Source organism: Ruegeria sp. CF3 (genome assembly GCF_056537365.1).
Genome location: NZ_JBQFRK010000004.1, coordinates 65,633 through 86,293, shown reverse-complemented (window position 1 = coordinate 86,293; position 20,661 = coordinate 65,633). Strand labels below are relative to the sequence as shown.

The window sequence follows — 20,661 nt, the reverse complement described above, 5'->3', positions numbered from 1 at the left end:
ACCGCAATGAATGGCTTCATAAAGGGGTTCTCCCGACTGACCGAAGCGATTGCCGGCGGGATGCTGGCGGCAATCTTCCTGATCTTCCTTCTTCAAATCCTTCTACGGTATTTCTTCACCCCCGCCGGTTGGACGCTGGAATTGATCGGCATTCTTTGGGTCTGGGTGATTTTCTTCAGCTGCGCCTTCATCGTGCGCGAGCGGGACCATGTGAAGTTCGACATCATCTACCTTTCGGTGCCGATGCGCGTGCGCCAGGTCTTTGCGATGCTCGCAGCCGCAGCGATCGTGGTCGGGATGCTCTACAGTTTCCTGCCGACGTGGGATTACATCGACTGGATGAAAATCCGCAAAACCTCGACCGTGCGCAATCCGTTCTCTGGTGAGAAGATACCGCTGCGCACAGTGTTTTCGATTTACGCAGTGTTCATGTTGGTCGTGGCTGCGCGGTACGGATGGCTGTTCTTTGACATCATGCGCAACGGCCCACCTAAAACCGAGCTGGAACTGGTCGTTGGGTACAACGTGGTTGACGATCATCCCCGCGTCGACGGTGAAGACGACGAGGAAGCAGACAAATGAGCTTTGAACTTCTTTCCTGCCTGCTCGCGCTCTTTGTTTTAGCAGGCATCGGGACTCCTATCGGCTATTCCATCCTCTTGGCCTCATTAGTATATCTGGGCACGGCCGGACTGGACGTCGCCCTCGCGGGCGAGAAGATCCTGCAAGGCTTCTACAAAAGCACGATCCTGCTTGCTGTGCCTTTGTTCATCGTCGCCGCCAATATCATGAACGCGGGGTCGATCACGGACCGTCTGCTGAACTTCTGTGTCGCTGCTGTCGGTCGTTTCAAAGGCGGCCTCGGGCACGTCAACGTGGTGGCATCGCTGATCTTTTCCGGCATGTCCGGTTCTGCCGTCGCTGACGCTGCGGGGATCGGCAAGATCATCATTGAAATGATGACCAAGGATGGCCGCTACAGCCGAGGTTATGCTGCCGCAATCACTGCGGCGTCGGCGACGATCGGCCCGATCATTCCGCCCTCGATCCCAATGGTTCTGTATGCGCTCGTTTCCAAGGCCTCTATCGGGTCGCTGTTCCTGGCCGGTATTCTGCCGGGCCTGATCATGGGCGTCGTCCTCATGGCAATGAACTACTATCTGGCCGGAAAGCGGAACTTTGCATTGGAAGAACCTGTTCCGCTGCGCGAGTTACCGGCTAAAACCGCCAACGCGTTCCCGGCACTGCTGATGCCCGCAATCCTGCTGTACGGTATATATGGCGGCGTCACCACTCCGACCGAGGCCGCAGCAGTTGCTGCATTCTACGCCCTGCTACTGGCAGCGTTGTTCTACCGCGCATTGACCTTCCGTGGCCTTTATCAAGTGTTCGTCGACAGCGCGCGCTCTTCCGCTGCCGTTGGGGTTGTGATCGGTGGCGCGTTCATCCTGAACTTCATTGTTATTCAGGAGCAAATCCCACAGTCGATCTCGGCACTGTTGGAGGGTTCGGATGTCAGCCCGATTGTATTCCTGATCCTCGTAAACCTGCTGATCCTCGCACTGGGTTGCGTGTTGGACGCAACGACGATCATCCTGGTGATCGTGCCCCTGTTCATTCCAACCTGCGAAGCGCTTGGCATTGACCTGGTGCATTTCGGAGTGCTGGTCGTTGTGAACTCGATGATCGGCCTGATCACACCGCCCTATGGTATTCTGCTCTTTGTGATCAACGCCGTGACTGACATTCCACTGCGTGAAATCATCTCGGAAATCTGGGCCTTCCTCGCGGTTCTCATCTTCGCCTTGGTGATCATGATGCTGATGCCGGATCTGGTGCTGTGGTTGCCGCGTATGTTTGGGTATCAGGGATAATGTGCCTCTCGGTTTCGACAACGTCGATCCCCGGTGATCTGGCCGAAAAACTAAGTGCTATCGCTGAAGCGGGGTTCAGGGGCGTCGAATTACACGAACCGGATTTGACCGCTTTTGACGGGCCACCGTCACAAATTCGGAACATCGCATCGGACTTCGGCCTGAAGATTTGTCTGCTACAACCTTTCCATAACCTTGAAGGCCAGTCGGACGGTGGACGGGAACGCGCCTTTGATCGGCTGAAGCACAAACTTGCTCTGATGAACGAGCTGGGCACGGATTTGCTGCTAATCGGGTCCGCTTTCGAGGTTGATGCCGCAGCAACCGAAGAACAGGTAATTGCAGATCTTGGCGAGGCGACCGAGATAGCAAAGGCAATGGGGCTGCGTCTGGCCTATATGGGCTTGCCATGGTCGGATCTTGTTCACTCGGATGAGCAGGCGTTACGCGTCGTTGAAGCCATCGACAGCCCTCATTTGGGGTTGGCCTTGAATTCCTTCTTCTCGCTTGCCGACGGGTCCAAACCAGCCCGCCTTCGGGACATTCCTGGAGAGCGGCTGTTCCATGTGCAACTGTCCGATGCACCCCGGCTTGAGATGGATATACGTCGGCTCAAACGGCACTTTGGGCTTCTGCCGGGGCTTGGGTCGCTGAACCTTGCGGGCTTCGTACGGGTGTTGTCCCGCGCCGGGTACGAGGGGCCTTGGTCCATTGCGCGCGTCAACGAAGCAGCTCCTCAACCCGGTGGCCGAACACTGGCCCGAGACAGCTACAGGTCGCTGGTGAATCTCCTGGATGAGGTATCCCGGGCCGAGCCGGGAACCGTTTTCGGCATCCCGGACCTGCCGGAACGCGTTTATGCGTCAGGCTTTGAGTTCGTCGAATTTACAGCGGATGAAACAAGCGGCGCGCAGCTGGCAGACATGCTGTCAGCAATGTGTTTTCGAATGGAGCGAAAACACGTCACCAAGTCCGTCGAGCTGTGGCGGCAGGGCGCGATAAACATCGTTGTGAATACCGAAAAGGAAGGTTTTGCCCATTCGGCGTTCCTGGGCCATGGTCCCTCGGTTTGTGACATGGGATTGCGCGTAAAAGACGCCGATCAGACGGTTCAGCGCGCGACCGCGCTGGGCGCGCCGAATTTCTCCCAGCCGGTGGGGACAGGGGAACTGGACATCCCGGCCATCCGAGGTGTCGGCGGCAATGTCGTCCATTTCATAGATGAGAAATCCGATCTGCATCGAGTTTGGGACATTGAGTTTGAGCCAGTTGCCAAAACCAAAGCGACCCAGCCTGCCGGTCTGCGCCGTATCGACCATCTGGCACAGACGATGCGTCACGATGAGATGCAAAGCTGGTTGCTCTACTACATTTCGACTTTTGAGATGGCAAAATCCCCGATCGTGAACGTTGCCGACCCGTCAGGTGTTGTGCAAAGCCAAGCCATCGAAAGCCCCGAGGGCGAAGTGCGTTTAAACCTGAATGGTGCAGTTGGGCGTCGAACACTGGCGGCTTCATTCCTTGAAGACGGTTTTGGTGCCGGTGTTCAGCACATCGCCTTCCAGTCGGACGACATATTTGAAACCTCAGCCCAATTGCGGAAGTCCGGTTTTCCCAGCCTGTCCATCCCAGAAAACTACTACGCTGATCTGCAAGCGACATTCGGGTTAAGTGAAGACCTGATCGCCCAAATGCGCAGGGATAACATACTCTACGATCAGGCGGCGGGTGCCGAGTACTTTCAGATCTACAGTCGCCCTATCTTTAACGGCTTTTTCTTTGAAATTGTTGAGCGCCGAACTGGTTACGCCGGCTATGGCGCGCGTAACGCTGCGTTTCGATTAGCGGCGCAAACGCGACACCACGTGGCGGAAGGAACAACCTAATATGAAGGCCGCACTAATCGGACAAGGGATTTCTGGCTCCATGACGCCTGAGATGCACGAGGCGGAGGGCCGGGCGCAGGGTATCGATCTGAGCTACGGTAGGATCGACACGGCAAAAGAGCCATTTCGTGGAATGTCGGTCGCTGATTTACTGTATTATTCCGTTGAATTAGGCTGTGCGGCGGTCAACGTGACACACCCCTACAAAGCGTCGGTCATTGATCATCTTGATGAGCTTTCCAAGACTGCTGAGGAGCTTCAAGCTGTCAACGCGGTGGTTTTTTGTGACGACCGAATGGTTGGCCACAACACCGATTACATAGGTTTCCACAGTGCCTTCGGAGATTTTTTGGGATCATCGAAGACTGAAACGGTTCTCATGTTTGGTGCTGGTGGCGCGGGCAGTGCAGTCTCTTTGGCTTTGCTTGATTCAGGTGTTCGAGATCTGGAGATCATCGATCCTGACTTCCACCGAGCGCAGGCGCTGGTCAGTCGACTAAAGGTCTTGCGCCCTTGTGCAAAGCTTCAGGGTTCCCCCTCAATTTCGTTGGAACGGGTCAAATTTGTGGACGGAGTGGTCAATGCAACACCGCTCGGGATGGATAAGTACCCCGGGTCGGTAATTGATCCATCATTGTTGCGGCCGGACGCTTGGGTGGCAGATATAGTATATTTCCCGCTCGAGACACACCTTCTGAGCAGCGCCCGCACAACTGGGTTAAAAGTGATGAATGGTGCTGGAATGGCAGTTCATCAGGCTGCAGCGTCTTTTGAAATCTTCACCGGTTGCACCGCCTCAATCAGTCGTCTTCAAAACGTTTTCGATTCACTTCGTCAGCAGCGCATGCGCGAGTTTAGAGGTGCAACGGTATGACAAACGACGAGCAAGCTATCCGCCAATGGTGGCGTACCTCCATCATCGACATGAAGCCCGGTCAGATCGCTTTTCGGGGCAACGCCATAGAGGACCTGATCGGGAACGTATCTTTCCCGCAGATGATCTGGCTGATGGTGCGGGGTGATCTGCCCAGCGACGCACAGGCGCGCCTGTTCGAGGCTGCTTTGGTCGCAGGCGTGGATCACGGTCCGCAGGCCCCCTCGATTGCGGCTGCGCGTATGGCCGCCACCTGCGGGGTAGGTCTTAATAATGCGATGGCGACCGCGGTGAACATGCTGGGCGACGTGCACGGCGGGGCAGGCGAGCAGTGTGCAGAGCTGTACTATGATATCGCAGTCCGTATGGATGCAGGAGCTTCGCTGAATGACGCTGTTCGGGATGGCTTGGACAGTTGGCGCGAGACCTACGGCAAGATTGTATCGGGCTTTGGTCACAGGTTTCACAAACCCGTCGATCCACGCGCACCACGATTGATGCAACTTGTTCGAGATGCGGCGGCAGAAGGCACAGTTTCTGGCCGGTTTGCCGATATCGGAGAAGAGGTTCAAGCCGAACTGGGTCGTCAACGCAGCGGTCGGCCAATTGCCATGAATATCGACGGCGCGACAGCTGTGATCTTCTGTGAACTTGGCTTTCCTGCGCCCTTGTCGCGGGGGCTGTTCTGCCTGTCCCGCTCGGTTGGAATACTCGCCCACGCTTGGGAACAGATGAACCAGGGGGGGCGGAACAAAGGGCCGATGCCCCCGAATTACTTACCCCTCTACGAAGACAGGAATGATGACGCGTGAGACATCGAAATCCTTCCGGGTCGGCCTTATTGGCTGTGGTCGTATCAGCGATATTTATCTAAAGACACTATCCAAATTCTCAAACGTCGAAGTCGTGGCTTGTGCAAGCCTTGATCCTTCGGAAAGCCGCGCCAAAGCGGATCAATACGGTGTCGCCAAGGCTTGCACTCCAGATGAAGTGTTTGACGATCCGACGATTGACTGCGTTCTGAATCTGACAATTCCGGCGGCGCATGCGGAAATCAGTTTGCGCGCGTTGGAGGCGGGCAAGCACGTCTATTCCGAGAAGCCGTTGGTTATGAATCGAACGGATGGCAAGGCGATCCTGCACATGGCCTCTGAAAAGGGGTTGCTGGTCGGTTGCGCACCCGACACGTTTCTGGGCGGTCGTTGGCAAACCGTTCGGCGCTTGATCGATGAAGGCGTTATCGGGAAACCAACAGGGGTTTTTGCCCATGCCGGGACCCACGGGACGGAGCGCCACCATCCCAACCCGGATTTCTACTACCAGGCCGGCGGCGGACCCTTACTGGACCTTGGCCCCTATTACCTAACCGCCATGATTTTTTGCCTTGGGCAAATTGACCGGGTCGCCGGAATGGCTCGGCGCACGTTCGACAAAAGGATGATCGAAAATGGCCCTCGCAATGGCGAATGGATGGATGTCGAGGTCGACACGCACTCCCTAAGCCTGCTTCAGTTCTCATCCGGAGCTATAGGGTCGATGACCATGAGCTTCGACATTTGGGACAGCGAAACCCCACGGTTCGAGATCTATGGTGAAAACGGAACCATCAGCATCCCTGACCCTGACCCGGTTCATGGAGCTAACATCTTTCAGGGGGATGTCTGGCTGAAGACGCGGGACACCTCGCGCTGGTCTCATCAGCCTCGTCCAACTGGTCGCGAAGACTGGCAGGTAGTCGAAAACAAGCACGGGTTCAATGAAGACAGTCGCGGGCTCGGCCTTTTGGATCTGGCTCTGGCGGCGCAAGAAGGACGCCAACCCCGTGCAAGTGGAGCGCTTGCCTACCACGTTTTCGAGGTCATGGACGCGATTGAGCGGGCGCCAAAATTCGGAGCGTATCAGACAATAGAAAGCTGGTGCGAAGCGCCCGCGCCTCTGCCGGTCGATTTCCTTAATGATGAGAGGAAGGAATTGGTTCATGCCGATTGAGACACTCGACTTTGCTCAGCCATTCTTTCGCGTCCAGCACATAACTGACGAGCGCAGAATTTCTATCGAGGGTCGCGCCATCGTCCTTAACCTTGGGGGGCGAAATCTCTCTGTCGAGGATCAGACCATTGCGCCGCTTTCCTCTGTGATCGTGCAAGACAGCACGCTTAGCGGCGTGGAACGTGCCGTCATTGTCCACGGTTTCGACGCCCATGCCGATGACAACGAGTTGTTCGCATGGGTGAAAGATACATGGCCATCTGCTTTTGATGTTCGCCAAGAGGAGCGTCTGCGCGGTGTCAGCCACTACATGTCGCCAAAGGTCTTCGTGGGTAACGTTGGACTGACCATGTACCATTCCGGTTCGGTCCCATTGAATGTCGGGTTGCATAAGGATCATCCGTTCTGCCCGGTACCGGGGTTTCGCGAAGTGCATACGCAAATCGTAGGCTTTGGCAAAATGCAGCAATGCCGCGAACGGGACGTTGAAACCCTTTACCTCGAAGAATTCATGGCCCCCGGCACGACGCACAAGCCGATGTATGACGCTGAAGGCAACTATCCCTGGCATCAATACGAGACGATTACCCCCAGCATCTTCATGGCGGTAGAAATGCTGCCAAAAGGCGTACGGGTCCCGGAAATGAAGGTTCAGAATGGCTGAGAGACTTTTACCCGAAGACCTGAACTTTGACGGCCCTTTCCCCCGGTTGTCTCGCCGTTTGCGGCTGGGCGTTGTTGGCGGAGGACGTATCTCTGTCACGCAAGCGATGGCGGCGAGGATGAGCGACCGATGGGAGGTCGCCGCAGGCGCGCTCAGTTCAGATGCCGAGCGCAGCAAAGCACGCGGGGCCGAGTGGTTCCTGCCAGCAGACAGGTGCTATGCGTCGTTCGACGATATGGCGCAGGCCGAGGCGGCGCGTCCGGATGGCGTGGATGCCGTCATGATCACCACTCCGAACCACGTACACTTTGAGGCGGCCAAGGCGTTTCTGGAGGCGGGCATTGACGTGCTGTGCGATAAGCCACTGACGAACGAAGTCGCCGAGGCCGAAGGGCTGGAAAAGGCAACCGCGCACACGGGGCAGGTCTTTGCTGTCGGCTATGCGATGTCGTGTTTTCCAGTAATCCGTCAGGCCAAACAAATCGTGGCGGAAGGCGGTGTCGGTAAAATCAACCAGATCCATGTCGAGTTCATGCAAGACTGGATGACGCCCGATGATGTGGCTGATGCGCCCCACGTCAAATGGCGGCTGGACCCAAAGATCTCTGGTCCGACCAGTTGTGTCGGCGATATCGGCACCCATGCCGCGCACCTCGCCAGTTTTGTCTCGGGCCTGCCGATGACCGACCTGAGGGCCGAGTTCCATGTTTGCGGCGCGCCAAAGCCTTTGGAAGACACGGTGTTCATGTTCACCCGTTACCAAAATGAAGTCCCCGGAACCTTGATGGCAACGCGCCTTGCCCCCGGAAATCGGGGTGGGTTGAGGTTGCGGATATTCGGGAGCGAAGGAGGTCTCGAATGGGACCTGGAGAATTCGGAACAGCTGAAGTTCAATCGGTTCGGTGAGCCGGATCGTATCATCAGCCGAGGTCAAGGGCATGGTATCGGACCCGGTGCGGAACGTCTGATCCGTACCGCGCGCGGCTTTCCCGAAGGGATGATTGAAGCCTGGGCCAACCTCTATACAGAATTTGCCATGGCCGTAGCCGCGCGCCGGGATCGCGTTGCCGTTCCGGATGATTGGCTTACTTATCCCAGTGTCAATCAAGGCGCAGACGGCGTCCGATTCATAGATGCCTCTGTGCGTTCTCACCTGTCCGGAGGGGACTGGGTCACTCTCTAAGGCTCTGCCAACACGAATGTAAAACACGCTCGGGCCGTTGCCCGGGCCCTTTGATTTCCAGCTCATTATTAAAAGTTGATATTTTACAAAATATCAGATATTTTTTACTACATGTGATGAAATTGAGATTCGCAGACACGTGGAGCTGTCATTCATGGCGAAACCCGAAGAGACTGGCGCAAGCCCCTCTCTCTATTCCTTGGCGCATCTGACGCTGATTGGCTGTACGCCGCCCGAGCTGGTCTATATCGCCGCGCGGGCCGGGTACGATGCCGTCAGCCCCCGGTTCATTCCGATGCATGTGACCGGTGAATTTACTCAATCCCCGATCGACAAGGCACAGGTGCAGGCCACCAAAACTGCTCTCACTACCACCGGCTTGAAAGTTCTTGATGTCGAGCTTGCGCGCATCACCGAAGATGTCGATCCGCGCAGTTTTGAGCCTTCTCTTGAGATCGGGGGGGAATTGGGCGCTAAACGCATGATCATGAGCGCGTGGACCAATACCCGCGATGATCGTGACTTCCTGATCGACGTCTATTCTGAAACCTGCGAACTGGCCGCGCCCTACGGGCTAACAGTGGACCTGGAGTTCCCAAGTTTTTCTCGCCTGCGCACTCTGGATGAGGCATTGGATATTGTCCGTGCCTCCGATCAGCCGAATGGCGGAATTCTGGTCGATACGCTTTATTTGCACCTCAGCCGCGTTGATCTGGGAGAGCTGTTGCACGTCCCTTCGGACCTGTTTCACTTCCTGCATATCTCCGACTGCCTGCCCGGCATCGCCGATACGCGTGAGGGCATGATCCAGCTGGCCCGCGATGCGCGGCTCTATCCCGGCGAAGGCTGGATTGACTTCACCGGCATCATCGAACGGATGCCGCCCGTCGACTACTCCATTGAACTGCCCAACCAAAGCCGTGTTGCCGAGTTGGGATATGAAGAACACGCGCGTCGCTGTCTCTGCCACGCCAAGCGAACATTCGGCGAGGCGCGGTCACAGCGTCGTGTGCCCGATGCTGCAATTCTAAAACACCAAGAGGATCATCATGGGCAAAGAGCTCACTGAAAACGACCGCAACATGGCGGCCGATATGCTGGCACGCGCCCGCGCTGCTATGGCCGAGATCGAGGATTGGGATCAGGACAGGCTGGACCGCCTGTCTCAGGCAATTGCGTGGTATGCTGGGAACGAGAAGACCTTCACGCGTCTGGCCCAGCAAGGCGTGGACGAAAGCGGTATCGGAGATCGCGAAGGGCGCCCTGCGAAGCGATTCAAGATTCACATGGTGCTACGTGATGTTCTGCGCACGCCCTCGACGGGGATCGTCGAAGTCGACGAAGAAAAGGGGCTCGTGAAATACGCCAAACCTGCTGGTGTGATCGCATCCCTGATTCCCATGACCAACCCTGCGATGACGCCACCGGTGACCGGCGTGTCCGCTGCGAACGCCCGGAATGCGGTCATCTTCAGCCCGCACCCGCGAACCGCCCATACCACCTTTGAGATGGTCGAGGTCATGCGCGCAGCCTGCCGTGCCGCCGGTGCCCCCGAAGACCTATTCCAGTCGATCCGCAAACCATCGATCCCGTTAACACAGCACCTCATGGAGATTTGTGACCTGACTCTCGCAACGGGTGGCAAGCCGATGGTCAAAGCGGCCTACAGTTCTGGGCGCCCGGCCTATGGTGTTGGCGCGGGCAATTCGTCCATCGTCATCGATGAAACCGCCGATCTGGACATCGCCGCGCAGAACACTCGAATTTCAAAGACCTCCGACTTTGGTTCGGGCTGCTCGGCCGACGGCAACATCATCATCCAGCGCTCAGTTTACCACGATATGGTCAAGGCGCTTCAAGCCGAGGGCGGCTACCTGTGTTCGGATGAAGAGAAGGCCTTGCTCGAAGCGGCCATGTGGGACGAAAAGGGAAACCGTACGTTTCCGACCATCGCCTGTCCGCCGCAGCAAACGGCCAAGGTCGCCGGTTTTAGCATCCCCGAAGATCGCAAATTCCTGATGGTTGAAAATCAGGGGCAAATCGGACCACAGCACAAGTTCTCCAAGGAAAAACTGACCACGCTTATGGCGCTTTATCACTTCGACACGTTCGATGACGCGTTGGAAACGGTCAGCCAGATCTACAACACTGGAGGCAAGGGCCATTCCTGCGGCATCTACAGTCACAACGACGATCATATTGATCGGTTGGCACGTCTGGCTCCGGTCAGCCGTATGATGGTACGACAGCCTCAGTCCAAGGCCAATGCGGGTGCTTGGACCAATGGCATGCCCATGACCAGCAGTCTGGGTTGCGGCATCTGGGGCGGCAACATCACCAATGAAAACGTCACCATGAAACATATGATGAACTACACCTGGGTCAGCCGTCCGATCCCCGAGGATCGCCCCTCGGAGCCGGACCTGTTCGGTGAGTTCTACGGACAGGAGGTCGCGTGATGGACGGAGCGAAATTGGAAGGTAAAACCGTTGCTGAGCACATCGTCGATTTCCTGGAGCGTCGTGAGGTCAAACATGTGTTCGGTCTGTGCGGCCACACGAATATAGCGGTTCTGGCCGCGCTGGCGGAAAGCCCCATCGATTTCGTCACCGTGCGGCATGAACAGATCGCCAGCCACGCGGCGGACGCTTATGCCCGCGTGACGGGCAAGGCCTCGGTGGTGCTGTCCCATCTCTCCCCGGGGCTGACCAATTGCGCCACCGGGGTCGCCAACGCCGCACTGGACTGTATCCCGATGGTCGTGATCGCGGGTGATATTCCTACGCATTACTACGGCAAACATCCACATCAGGAAGTGAACCTCCATGCAGACGCCGCCCAGTGGGAGATCTATCGACCCTTCGTAAAACGCGCCTGGCGGGTCGACCGCGCAGATTTAATGGCCGAGATTCTGGAAAAGGCGTTTCATCTCGCTGAAAGCGGCCAGCCCGGGCCGGTACTGGTCAATGTCCCCATGGATATCTTTTCAGAGGTGATCCCCTCGGACAGTTTCGACCGTATCCGCGACAACACGCGCGCGCTCAAGAAACCATCGATTGACGGCGAGACAGCGAGAGAGATTGTCGAAGCGTTGGCTAAAGCCGAAAATCCAGTCGCTTATGTCGGGGGTGGTATTCTTCTGGCACAAGCCAGCGAGGAGTTGCGAGAATTTGTCGAACATATGGGCCTGCCAGTCGCGCATTCCCTGATGGGTAAAGGTGCGTTGCGAGACGACCATCCGCTTGTGCTGGGAATGACCGGGTTCTGGGGCACCGAATTGGTCAACCAGTCCTGCTTGAACGCGGACTACATCTTTGCCGTGGGCACTCGGTTCAAAGAGGCTGATTGTTCAAGTTGGTACCCTGGCTACACGTTCAACATTCCCGGATCGAAGGTCATTCATATCGACATTGAGCCGCAGGAGATCGGTCGGAACTATCCCACCGAGATCGGAGTCGTTGCTGACGCCAAGGCCGCATTGCGCGTCCTCAACCGGGTCGCCCGCGAGATGTATCCGGACGGCTTCAAGCGCCCCACGCTGGAGCAGAAGATCGCTGGCTTCCGGACGGACTTCAAAGCGCGCAACGTGGAAATGGCGACCTCATCGGCCTTTCCGATGATGCCCGAGCGTATTCTGGCAGATACCCGCAAGGCACTGCCCGAGGATGCCATCATCACCACGGACGTTGGGTGGAACAAGAACGGTGTCGGGCAACAGTTCGACATTTTGACGCCGGGTTCAATCCTGACCCCGGGCGGGTTCGCTACGATGGGTTTTGGTCCGCCAGGAGCGATCGGTGCGAAACTGGCAGCGCCGGATCGCGTGGTGATCAGTCTGGTTGGCGATGGCGGTTTCGGTCAGAACCCGTCAATGCTGGCAACGGCGGTCGAACTTGATCTGGGCATCATCTGGCTGGTTATGAACAACAACGCCTTCGGAACTATTGCCGGCCTTCAAAAAGCGCATTACGGTCTGACCTATGGAACCACGTTCCCCGGATCAGCCGCCGCACCCGCAAACGGACCGGGCTATGCCGACATAGCGCGAGCCTACGGCGCGGAAGGGCACAGACTCAGCACTGCCGACGAACTGTTGCCCGCATTAGAAGCGGCAATCGCCGGTGGCAAGCCAACCGTGCTCGATGTGCCAATGATCAACAACCCAACACCAACGACCGGACATTGGAACATCTTGGATATATACTCGCCGGACAAAGAGGTATCTCACGTCGCGACTTGACGAAACTGGGCGCGTTCAAACGCGCCCAGTTTATTGTGTCAATGCTCATCCGTGTTCGAGCAAATATCAACAGCTTCGTCGCGGCGCAGTCTTCGTTGTTATGTGTCTGAACTTTTTTGTTGGTGAGTTACTTTCACCGAAGCACGTGAGATAATGTCAAATTGCGGTAACACCGAAGTATGTGCGTTCTTAGCGTTCAAGTTTTCGCTCCCTCAGCGAATGGCAGGTTCGACGGGATGCGTCGCAGCATCACCAACAGGCGGCCAACGGCAGCTTAGGGCCGTTACCGACTTTTGCCGCTGCCGCGAACCGGGAAGGCCGAAAGCTGGACAGCTGACATTCAAGCGGAAAGATTGCGGGGCTCTGCCCGGGTCTGCCGCAAGTCGAGTCTGCGAGTGGCCTCACCAGCAATAGCCGCGCCGCAGACAGGCAGGTCGCTTCCTGCTCCCTCGAAATCCTGTTCTATCGTGATAGAATGCCTTTCACAGAGGGAGGGACCGATGAGTTCATTTGTCGCCCTGACAACAGCTGCGTTGTTTTTCGTTTTCTTGAATGTCGGTTTGGCCCGTTCGGATCAAAGCGTGCTTGAATCGGTTCGCGAACGAGGCTTCGTGAAATGCGCGATCGGTAATAGGCTGGTCGGCGACACACGCATCGGTTCGGACGGCTATGAAGGGTTTTTCCCGGAGTTTTGCAGGATTGCGGCCCTGGCCGTCTTGGGCAACCGCAATGCAGTTCAGATGTCGCCTGCCCTGATACGGGCCGGGCTGAAAAGCGTCGCCGAAGGTGAAGTCGACATATACGTCTCGAATGTTACGTGGACGTTTTCTCGTGATTTCGCGCTTGGACTGACACCTGCTGCCGTCCTATTTTACGATGGTCAGGGGTTCATTTCGCACCGTGGAACCATCAATGGCCCTCTGCAAGACGTGCACAACGCGTCCGTCTGCGTATCCCGTGCGACGACAACCATCGGCAATCTTGAGGACTACATCGCTCAGCACGGTCTGAGTTGGACCGTGTTGTCCTTCGAATCCTCGCAGGGCCGCAACGACGCGTTCCTCGCCCGTCGTTGTGATCTGCTGACCACCGATCGTTTTGCCATCGCAACAATGAAAAGTTCCGCGTTCGACGACCCCGACAACTACGTCTTGCACGAAGAAACCATTTCCAAGGAACCACTGGTCGCCTACGTCTCCACGCGCGATATGGTGTGGGCCAACATCGTTCGATGGGCGATCTTCGCGACTATTTTGGCGGAAGAAAAGGGGATAACCCAGTCCAACCTTGCTTCGCACTTGGAAAGCACGGATCCCGAAATCCGGCGCTTGCTCGGGCTCGAACAGATTGAAGGAATAGCAGTTTCCGGATTGGAACCCGACTGGGCGCGAAACGTAATTTCCGAGGCCGGCAACTACGGCGAGATTTTCGACAGGTACCTTGGTCAGGGCAGCCCGATGAAAATGGATCGCGGGCTCAACCGGCTTTGGCGCGACGGCGGCCTGATGATCAGCCCGCCTTATCGATAGGCCTTTCCGGTGGCCGTGCTTTCCACACGGATTGGCGTTCGGCAGCGCGTTTCGACACTGCTGTTCGCGGTGCTGGCTGGTATTGCGGTACTGATCGGGTTGGGGCTTGTCCTAATCACACTCCGCCTTTTCGAGATTCGTGGGGAACTCGACGCCCTGCGCAACCGGTCGCTACCGGTGTTGATCAGCCTCTCGCAATTGTCTCAAGATGCTTCTGCGACGAGTTCCATCGCGCCGTTGCTAATTCAGGCCCCGACCCGTTCGGAATTTGATACGCTTGTTGCCCGTATTCATGACAAACAGGTGTCGCAAACGGCGCTGATAGACGAGTTGGAGAATCTGAGCGGTGATCCCGACCGGGTCACTACACTTAGATCGAGCGCCGACATGCTGACGGCAAATCTGGATCATCTGGTGAATGCCGTTGCCAACCAGATTGGCATTCGCCGCGAGCTTGAGGCGCATGCCGTACGGTTTAGGCGGATTCTCACCGAGCTGCAAAGCCAGAAGCCAAGGGCGCCCCCCTCAACCCTTGAACTGGCCGCGCGCGCGGTATCCGAGATCAACTTGCTGCTGAATGACCCGGAGCGCGCAAGACGGTCCCGGAACAGACAATCTGCGGACGCCAGCGTGCAGGCATTGGCACGTCACATAGAAGACTTGAACGCTGGCCAAAATGGCGAAAACCAGGGTGATGCCGCAAGCGACCTGGTCAAGAGTTGGCAAGCAACCCGGCAGAATGTCCTTGAAACCAAGGCATCACACCTATCGAACGCCTTCCAGATCAAGGCGCTGGTCGAGGAAAGCTCGCTGACAGCGAACCGGTTGCTCGGCAGTGCCAACAACGAATTCTGGCGTACCAGCAAAGAACTGGAGGCACAGATTCAGCTGGTCGCGCATACAACGCGCGTCACGCTATTGGCGATTATGGGAGTGGTCGTGATTCTTTTGGCTGGATCACTCATCATGGCTTGGATTCTCAGGCATCGCGTTTTCCTGCGCCTCGAAAAACTCAGAGAAGCCCTTGGGCGCTACGCAAAAGACCGCCGGCATGGGTTATCCGATGACCGACCCGACGAGATTGGTGAAATTTCAGGCGCGATGGCGCACTACATGGAAGTTATTGATCAACGCGAAACCGAGCTGGCCGCAAAGACCACAGCATTGGAGGCCCTCGCCAGCCAGTTGGCCAAGTACCTGTCACCCCAGGTCTATGACTCGATCTTCACGGGCAAACAGGAAGTCAAGCTTGCCAGCAGCCAAAAGAAACTCACGATCTTCTTTTCCGACATCGTGGGGTTCACGGAAACTGCCGACCGGTTGGAGTCCGAGGAACTGACGCAGCTTCTGAACCACTACCTTACGGAAATGTCCCAGATCGCTCTGCGGCACGGTGCGACGATCGACAAGTATGTAGGCGATGCCATCCTCGTTTTTTTTGGGGATCCGGAAACGCGCGGCATCAAGGCGGATGCCCTTGCCTGCGTTCGGATGGCCATTGAAATGCGCCACCGCATGAAGGAACTCCAGTATCAATGGCGAAAGGCAGGCCTTGAAAGACCATTGCAGGTAAGGATGGGTATTCACTCCGGATACTGCACGGTCGGAAATTTCGGAAGCGAAGACAGGTTGGACTACACGATCGTCGGTGGTGCGGTGAACATTGCCTCGCGCCTGGAAACCATGGCCGCACCGGGCGAGATCTTGATCTCCTACGAGACGTTTGCACTCGTTCAGGATCAGGTTGCATGCGCGCCGCGGGGCGAAACCGACGTCAAAGGGATCGCCTATCCTGTGGCGATATATCGTGTTCTTGATGAACAGGAAGGGCTTGGTCGGGCAACACCGCACCTGTGCGAGCGGCATCCACATTTCGAACTGGAAATCGACATCGCTGCTATGTCGGAAAAAGAGCGTGACGCCACTGCGAAACGCCTCAGACGAGCGCTGAAACTTCTGGAACCGAGCACTCAGAGGGCATCGATCCGACAAGCCGAATCCGCAGACAAGCCCAATCAGCCGGCAAGACGCTCGAATCTTGGCGGAAACAGCAATCACGATTGATCGTCTAAATGGCGGTTCAATCCTGAACTTGCCAACATTGCCATATGTAGGATTCTGTTAGGCTCACGAATGTCAGTAAGGCTGACTCTGTGTCACGGCACAACCGGATCAGGTGGGTGTCCGCTATGGGCCGTCCATGAAGACGGCCCAAGCCTTCAGATTTCCACCGCCTCTGCGATCGCCAACGCATCCTCCAATTCGACGCCAAGGTACCGGACGGTGCTGTCCATCTTGGTGTGACCAAGCAGAAGTTGTACCGCTCGCAGATTTCCTGTCTTTCGGTAGATTTGCGCGACCTTGGTCCGGCGCATCGAATGTGTTCCGAACGCACTCGGCTGCAGACCGATCGATTTCACCCAATCCCGAACCAGGCGCGCGTATTGTCGCGTGGAAATGTGTAGCCGTTCGTGGAAACGCCCAGGCCAGAGGTACTCCGATCCGGTCATCAGCGGTTGTTCCATCCAGCACAGCAGCGATTTTCGTGTGCCCTCGGTGATCTCAAAACGGACAGGTTTCTGTGTTTTGTTCTGAATGATTGAGGCGCGTTCCTTAACCTGACCAGCGGCGTAGACATCCGCGACCTTCAGTTTGACCAGATCGCACCCGCTTAGTTTGCTGTCGATCGCCAGGTTAAACAGCGCCAGATCGCGATGCTTCTCGGCAATTTCCAGGCGCACTCGGATCGCCCAGACATGTTTGGGCATAAGCGGGCGTTTCTGACCTATAATGCGTCCCTTGTTCCAAACGGGGCGGCGGGTTCGAATGGCAGGAAAGTTTGGTATTTGCATGGTGGTTCCTCCAATCCACCACGCCCTTCCACAACGCCAACCCGACGTTGACAGGGCAACCTATCATGGATTGGTGCTGACGCAGAAATTGGCCGCTCCGAGCCCTGACCTACCAAATTGCTGCAAGATGGCGAATGTCCGGTGATGGAGTCGCGGCCAAAAACGTGTCAAATCAATCGTATCTTTTAAAGGTTTAGGCGACAGCGATGCCTGTGACAAAAACGAACGTTATTGGCACATTTAGTCGAAGGTCAGCTTCATTCATCCCCGTCGGCTCCTGCCGGGAGTTCAATAATTGAATTCAGCTCTGGTGAGGAATGGTGCCGAGGCGGCAAGCTTTCTCAACTCGTCAAGAGATGAATACAACGGTGTTGACGGATCAATTCTCGCTTGTGCACGGCTTCTGAAGAATTTCGCATACTCTTCTACATAGACACGGTCCTTTTGCGGCATGTCCGCAAGATGGCTCTTCAGAAAATTGTCATAGTGGTGGACTGCATCAGCGAAGCGGTTCTGCCGATGCCGCGCCATTGCGCGAAACAGCTCCGCCTTGGCCATGAAATATGGTTGCGCTTGGAACCCTTCCAAACGGTCAAGAACGGCCGAATAATCCCCTGCTTGCATTGACTTCGCCGCCTTGTGAAAAATCCCCGCGTTTCTGATATCGCGGATGAGTTTCATAGGTCCGCCTCACCAACAGCGCCTTTGGTATTTCCGAATGGCATTATTCCCCAAGCTCCCGGATTTCCCTCTGGATCGACCATTCGATCAGTTCTGACCAAAGCTTGCGCACAAGTTCAGGGTCCAGCCCATTTTGCGTGGCCGTTGCGCTGACTTTATTCAAAACTTCGGTCACCCGATCTGTTGTCCTTGCAGGCAGCCCCTCGATCTTCTTCAGATCAACAGCGCGGTCGATGTAGCCGCTGCGGTTGGCGAGAAGAGTAATCAGCTCGATATCGATGGCGTCGATCTGAACGCGAAGCTCAGCCATAGTCTTACAAGCTTCGGGCGGTCGTCGTTCACTCATTGCTATCTCCGTATGGTTGGCTGCCAAGCAGTTGGCGAAGGCGGGTTACAGCCCTTTGCGAGCGAGCCTTGCAGAACTCGTCTGTCGGAGCCGGGAGCCGTCCTATCACGCGCCGGATTTGCTGATCACCGATCAACAGGTCAAGATAGAGGCCCACGGCTGCTCCGGAATGCTCAAAGCGAAGGTGGCCTTCCTGCCGCGCCCGAAGCAGCACCTGTTCGAGCAATGGAAATACAGCTTCGCGCCCGGCCCTTGAAAGCGTCGCGCCAAGCTCACCGCTGCTGTCGGCGGCTGCGGCCCGGTTGAGGGCAACGGCACGATCACCGGTCAGCAGATTTAGAAGCTTCGGACCCAGGGTTCCCAGAATCGAAAGCGCGTCGTGGTCGGTTTGCAGTTCGGCTTCCAGGTGGGACTTCACTTCTTCGGCGTTGCGCGTGACGAGGGCACGGAACAGCCCCTGTTTATCACCATACCAGTTGTAAAGGGTCTCATTTGAGGCGCGCGCCTGTTTGGCGATGCCCTGCATCGACGTACCTCCATACCCTTTGGCCTCCAGCACCTCGTAGGCAGCCGCCTCGATCTGTTGCTGGCGCAAGGATCGTTTCTCTTCTCGCAAAATCACTCTCCTGCCTGTTGACAGATACCGTAACCATCATTACGGATATGTGCAACCGTAATCTCAGTTACGCCTTGGAGAAGCAAATGGAACAATCAAATCGTCATGTCATCGCCGCCCTGGCAACACTCATCCTTTTACAGGGGATCATGCTTTCTGCTCTGTATGCCGGGATCAGGCCTCACCCGCCTGTCGCCACGCCCTTGTTTGGCATTGCTCCGTTTCTTGGAGCCGCGATGTCTGTCGCACTGGCAGCGATCATCGTGCAACCGCTAGGCAGTCGGGCGGGACGCATTTTGAGCGTTCTCGCCGCGCTCATGGCCCTGGTTTCCTTCGGGCCGCAGAAATACTTCGACGCACAATTCGGCCTGATCTACCCGGCGGTTCTGCTTGGCCAGTTCGCTGCGCTGGTCATCTTTGCGTCGGTTGTGAAAGTGGCTCGCCCACAACAGGAAACCGTTGCGGATCAAGTCTGATGGCTCGGTTGCTTTTGCCCATGTCCATGCTCTCGCTCTTGAGCATCGGCGCAATCTTCGGGTTTTTCTATGCCTGGGTCTGTTCAACCATGTGGGGGTTGGACACCACAGAGCCACGTGTCGCGATCACTGCCATGCAGGCGATGAATGCATCGGTCAGAAACCCAATCTTCTTCCCGGCATTCTTCCTGACGCCTCTCATACTGGCGGCAACATCATATGTCGCCACGACCCAATTACAAAGGCAATCTGCCGTGCTATTTGGAGCGGCTGCAGGGGTATACGTTGTGGGAGCTTTCTTTGTCACGGCCACAGTCAACGTTCCGATGAACGAGGCGCAGGCAGAGGTGGTTGTTCCAACTGACGCCGAGGCGGCACGCGGCATCTGGCACGACTATTCATCCTCTTGGCAATTCTGGAACACCCTGAGAACCGTAGTCAGCGGAGTGTCACTCTTTCTGACCGGCCTGGCCATCTATCTGATTCAGCAGGACACCGCGTAATGGAAATTTCACTTCTGACATTCGCCCTTCTGGCGCTGGTTGTCGTCATGACGCCCGGCCCAACTGTCCTGCTTGCCTTGTCCAATGGATCGCGGTTCGGCATCGCTGTGGCTGGGTACGGTATCGCTGGTGCGGCGATCTCAGACGCCGTTCTCATCGCGGCGGCGGGGTTGGGATTGGGTGCTATCCTAGCTGCCTCGGCCCTCCTGTTCAGCGTCGTCAAATGGATTGGCGTCGCTTACCTAGTCTGGCTGGGCGTACAAATGATGCGATCATCCGGCCAGTTGGGACCCGTCGAAAATCCTTCCGAAAAAAAGAAAACGGGTGTGCTTCACAACAACACGGCAGTTTTCAGGAAGAGCTTTCTTGTCGCAGTCACAAACCCCAAGGGCTACCTGTTCTTCACGGCGTTCCTGCCGCAATTCCTCATACCGACAGAGCCAATGTTTCAGCAGTATGCAATGCTGGCACTGGTCTTCATTGCGGTCGATGTGATCGTCATGGCCGCCTACGCGGGCCTGGGCGCAAAAGCAGTTCAGTTTCTCAGCAATCGCGGGGCGCTCTGGATCGACAGGGTATGCGGCAGCCTTCTTGTCGCATTGGGTCTTGCGTTGACCTTTTTGAAGCGCGCCGATGTGTAGCTCTCAGCAACACCAATCTAGAAGGTTAGAAGCCAAGAACATTCGTTTTTGACCAGCCCCGGTTGCTGAAGCGGACCTTGGCACATTCGCAGCGAAAGCTCACTTCGTCCCTCTGACTGTGAGTTCGACCTGCCCCCGTTTTCGCGCTCGCAGCGAATGGTGACTATGCGGGCTGCAGCCGCAGAATTAGAGGTGGGTGGTGAATGTCTCTTATGGGCCGTCCGCGTAATCAGTTGACAGCGGGGCAGGGGCCTGTGCTGCAACAACACCGAGGTCTGGAATGGAGTACGAAGTAGACCCAAAGCAA

General features: G+C 56.5%; 20 protein-coding genes. 16 read left to right on the top strand and 4 right to left on the bottom strand.

All coding sequences use genetic code 11. From position 1 onward, the window contains the following. Positions 1 to 6: 6 nt before the first annotated feature. The 13 genes from ACR0KC_RS14860 (at position 7) to ACR0KC_RS14800 (ending at position 16,303) form a co-directional block, all read left to right on the top strand. Positions 7 to 582 (top strand): TRAP transporter small permease, encoded by a 576-nt coding sequence (locus ACR0KC_RS14860; RefSeq protein ID WP_425078736.1) that lies wholly within the window; start codon positions 7 to 9, stop codon positions 580 to 582. Continuing rightward, complete coding sequence (locus ACR0KC_RS14855; RefSeq protein WP_321250826.1) at positions 579 to 1,874, top strand: TRAP transporter large permease; 1,296 nt, start codon at positions 579 to 581, stop codon at positions 1,872 to 1,874. The genes ACR0KC_RS14860 and ACR0KC_RS14855 overlap by 4 nt, the downstream gene beginning before the upstream one ends. Continuing rightward, complete coding sequence (locus ACR0KC_RS14850; protein WP_480791224.1) at positions 1,874 to 3,760, top strand: bifunctional sugar phosphate isomerase/epimerase/4-hydroxyphenylpyruvate dioxygenase family protein; 1,887 nt, start codon at positions 1,874 to 1,876, stop codon at positions 3,758 to 3,760. The genes ACR0KC_RS14855 and ACR0KC_RS14850 overlap by 1 nt, the downstream gene beginning before the upstream one ends. Before the next feature lies 1 nt (position 3,761). Beyond that, on the top strand, positions 3,762 to 4,634 hold the full coding sequence (locus tag ACR0KC_RS14845) for a shikimate dehydrogenase (RefSeq protein WP_480791225.1): 873 nt from the start codon (positions 3,762 to 3,764) through the stop codon (positions 4,632 to 4,634). Further along, positions 4,631 to 5,446, top strand: a complete 816-nt coding sequence (locus tag ACR0KC_RS14840) for a citryl-CoA lyase (RefSeq protein ID WP_480791226.1) — start codon at positions 4,631 to 4,633, stop codon at positions 5,444 to 5,446. The genes ACR0KC_RS14845 and ACR0KC_RS14840 overlap by 4 nt, the downstream gene beginning before the upstream one ends. After that, a complete protein-coding gene (locus ACR0KC_RS14835) occupies positions 5,436 to 6,623 on the top strand; it encodes a Gfo/Idh/MocA family protein (protein WP_480791227.1) in 1,188 nt (395 codons plus the stop codon). The genes ACR0KC_RS14840 and ACR0KC_RS14835 overlap by 11 nt, the downstream gene beginning before the upstream one ends. After that, positions 6,613 to 7,287: a hypothetical protein gene (locus ACR0KC_RS14830; RefSeq protein WP_480791228.1), complete on the top strand. Its 675-nt coding sequence runs from the start codon at positions 6,613 to 6,615 to the stop codon at positions 7,285 to 7,287. Before ACR0KC_RS14835 ends, ACR0KC_RS14830 begins: the two co-directional genes overlap by 11 nt. Continuing rightward, positions 7,280 to 8,470 (top strand): Gfo/Idh/MocA family protein, encoded by a 1,191-nt coding sequence (locus ACR0KC_RS14825; RefSeq protein ID WP_480791229.1) that lies wholly within the window; start codon positions 7,280 to 7,282, stop codon positions 8,468 to 8,470. The genes ACR0KC_RS14830 and ACR0KC_RS14825 overlap by 8 nt, the downstream gene beginning before the upstream one ends. A 154-nt stretch (positions 8,471 to 8,624) precedes the next feature. Next, on the top strand, positions 8,625 to 9,539 hold the full coding sequence (locus ACR0KC_RS14820; RefSeq protein ID WP_480791230.1) for a sugar phosphate isomerase/epimerase family protein: 915 nt from the start codon (positions 8,625 to 8,627) through the stop codon (positions 9,537 to 9,539). Continuing rightward, complete coding sequence (locus tag ACR0KC_RS14815) at positions 9,520 to 10,929, top strand: aldehyde dehydrogenase family protein (protein WP_480791231.1); 1,410 nt, start codon at positions 9,520 to 9,522, stop codon at positions 10,927 to 10,929. Before ACR0KC_RS14820 ends, ACR0KC_RS14815 begins: the two co-directional genes overlap by 20 nt. Then, complete coding sequence (locus ACR0KC_RS14810) at positions 10,929 to 12,710, top strand: thiamine pyrophosphate-binding protein (RefSeq protein WP_480791232.1); 1,782 nt, start codon at positions 10,929 to 10,931, stop codon at positions 12,708 to 12,710. Before ACR0KC_RS14815 ends, ACR0KC_RS14810 begins: the two co-directional genes overlap by 1 nt. A gap of 500 nt (positions 12,711 to 13,210) precedes the next feature. Continuing rightward, on the top strand, positions 13,211 to 14,239 hold the full coding sequence (locus tag ACR0KC_RS14805) for a type 2 periplasmic-binding domain-containing protein (protein ID WP_480791233.1): 1,029 nt from the start codon (positions 13,211 to 13,213) through the stop codon (positions 14,237 to 14,239). Positions 14,240 to 14,248: 9 nt separating this feature from the next. Next, on the top strand, positions 14,249 to 16,303 hold the full coding sequence (locus ACR0KC_RS14800; protein ID WP_480791234.1) for an adenylate/guanylate cyclase domain-containing protein: 2,055 nt from the start codon (positions 14,249 to 14,251) through the stop codon (positions 16,301 to 16,303). A gap of 155 nt (positions 16,304 to 16,458) precedes the next feature. Here ACR0KC_RS14800 and ACR0KC_RS14795 read toward each other — a convergent pair whose 3' ends face one another. The 4 genes from ACR0KC_RS14795 to ACR0KC_RS14780 form a co-directional block, all read right to left on the bottom strand. After that, complete coding sequence (locus tag ACR0KC_RS14795) at positions 16,459 to 17,091, bottom strand: tyrosine-type recombinase/integrase (RefSeq protein ID WP_480791235.1); 633 nt, start codon at positions 17,089 to 17,091, stop codon at positions 16,459 to 16,461. Between the two features lie 288 nt (positions 17,092 to 17,379). Continuing rightward, entirely contained in the window at positions 17,380 to 17,772 is a 393-nt protein-coding gene (locus ACR0KC_RS14790) for a hypothetical protein (RefSeq protein WP_480791236.1), read from the bottom strand. 43 nt (positions 17,773 to 17,815) lie between these two features. Next, positions 17,816 to 18,118, bottom strand: a complete 303-nt coding sequence (locus tag ACR0KC_RS14785) for a chorismate mutase (RefSeq protein ID WP_480791237.1) — start codon at positions 18,116 to 18,118, stop codon at positions 17,816 to 17,818. Beyond that, complete coding sequence (locus ACR0KC_RS14780; RefSeq protein ID WP_480791238.1) at positions 18,111 to 18,734, bottom strand: TetR/AcrR family transcriptional regulator; 624 nt, start codon at positions 18,732 to 18,734, stop codon at positions 18,111 to 18,113. The genes ACR0KC_RS14785 and ACR0KC_RS14780 overlap by 8 nt, the downstream gene beginning before the upstream one ends. Before the next feature lie 86 nt (positions 18,735 to 18,820). On the opposite strand from ACR0KC_RS14780, the gene ACR0KC_RS14775 reads away from it, so the two are divergent. From ACR0KC_RS14775 to ACR0KC_RS14765, 3 genes are read left to right on the top strand one after another with little or no spacing between them, the layout of a single operon-like run. Continuing rightward, positions 18,821 to 19,210 (top strand): hypothetical protein, encoded by a 390-nt coding sequence (locus ACR0KC_RS14775; protein WP_480791239.1) that lies wholly within the window; start codon positions 18,821 to 18,823, stop codon positions 19,208 to 19,210. Next, a complete protein-coding gene (locus ACR0KC_RS14770; RefSeq protein WP_480791240.1) occupies positions 19,210 to 19,713 on the top strand; it encodes an anthrone oxygenase family protein in 504 nt (167 codons plus the stop codon). The genes ACR0KC_RS14775 and ACR0KC_RS14770 overlap by 1 nt, the downstream gene beginning before the upstream one ends. Further along, positions 19,713 to 20,354 carry a LysE family translocator gene (locus ACR0KC_RS14765; RefSeq protein WP_480791241.1) on the top strand — a complete coding sequence of 214 codons (642 nt, stop codon included), beginning with the start codon at positions 19,713 to 19,715 and terminating at the stop codon, positions 20,352 to 20,354. Before ACR0KC_RS14770 ends, ACR0KC_RS14765 begins: the two co-directional genes overlap by 1 nt. Positions 20,355 to 20,661: the final 307 nt, after the last annotated feature.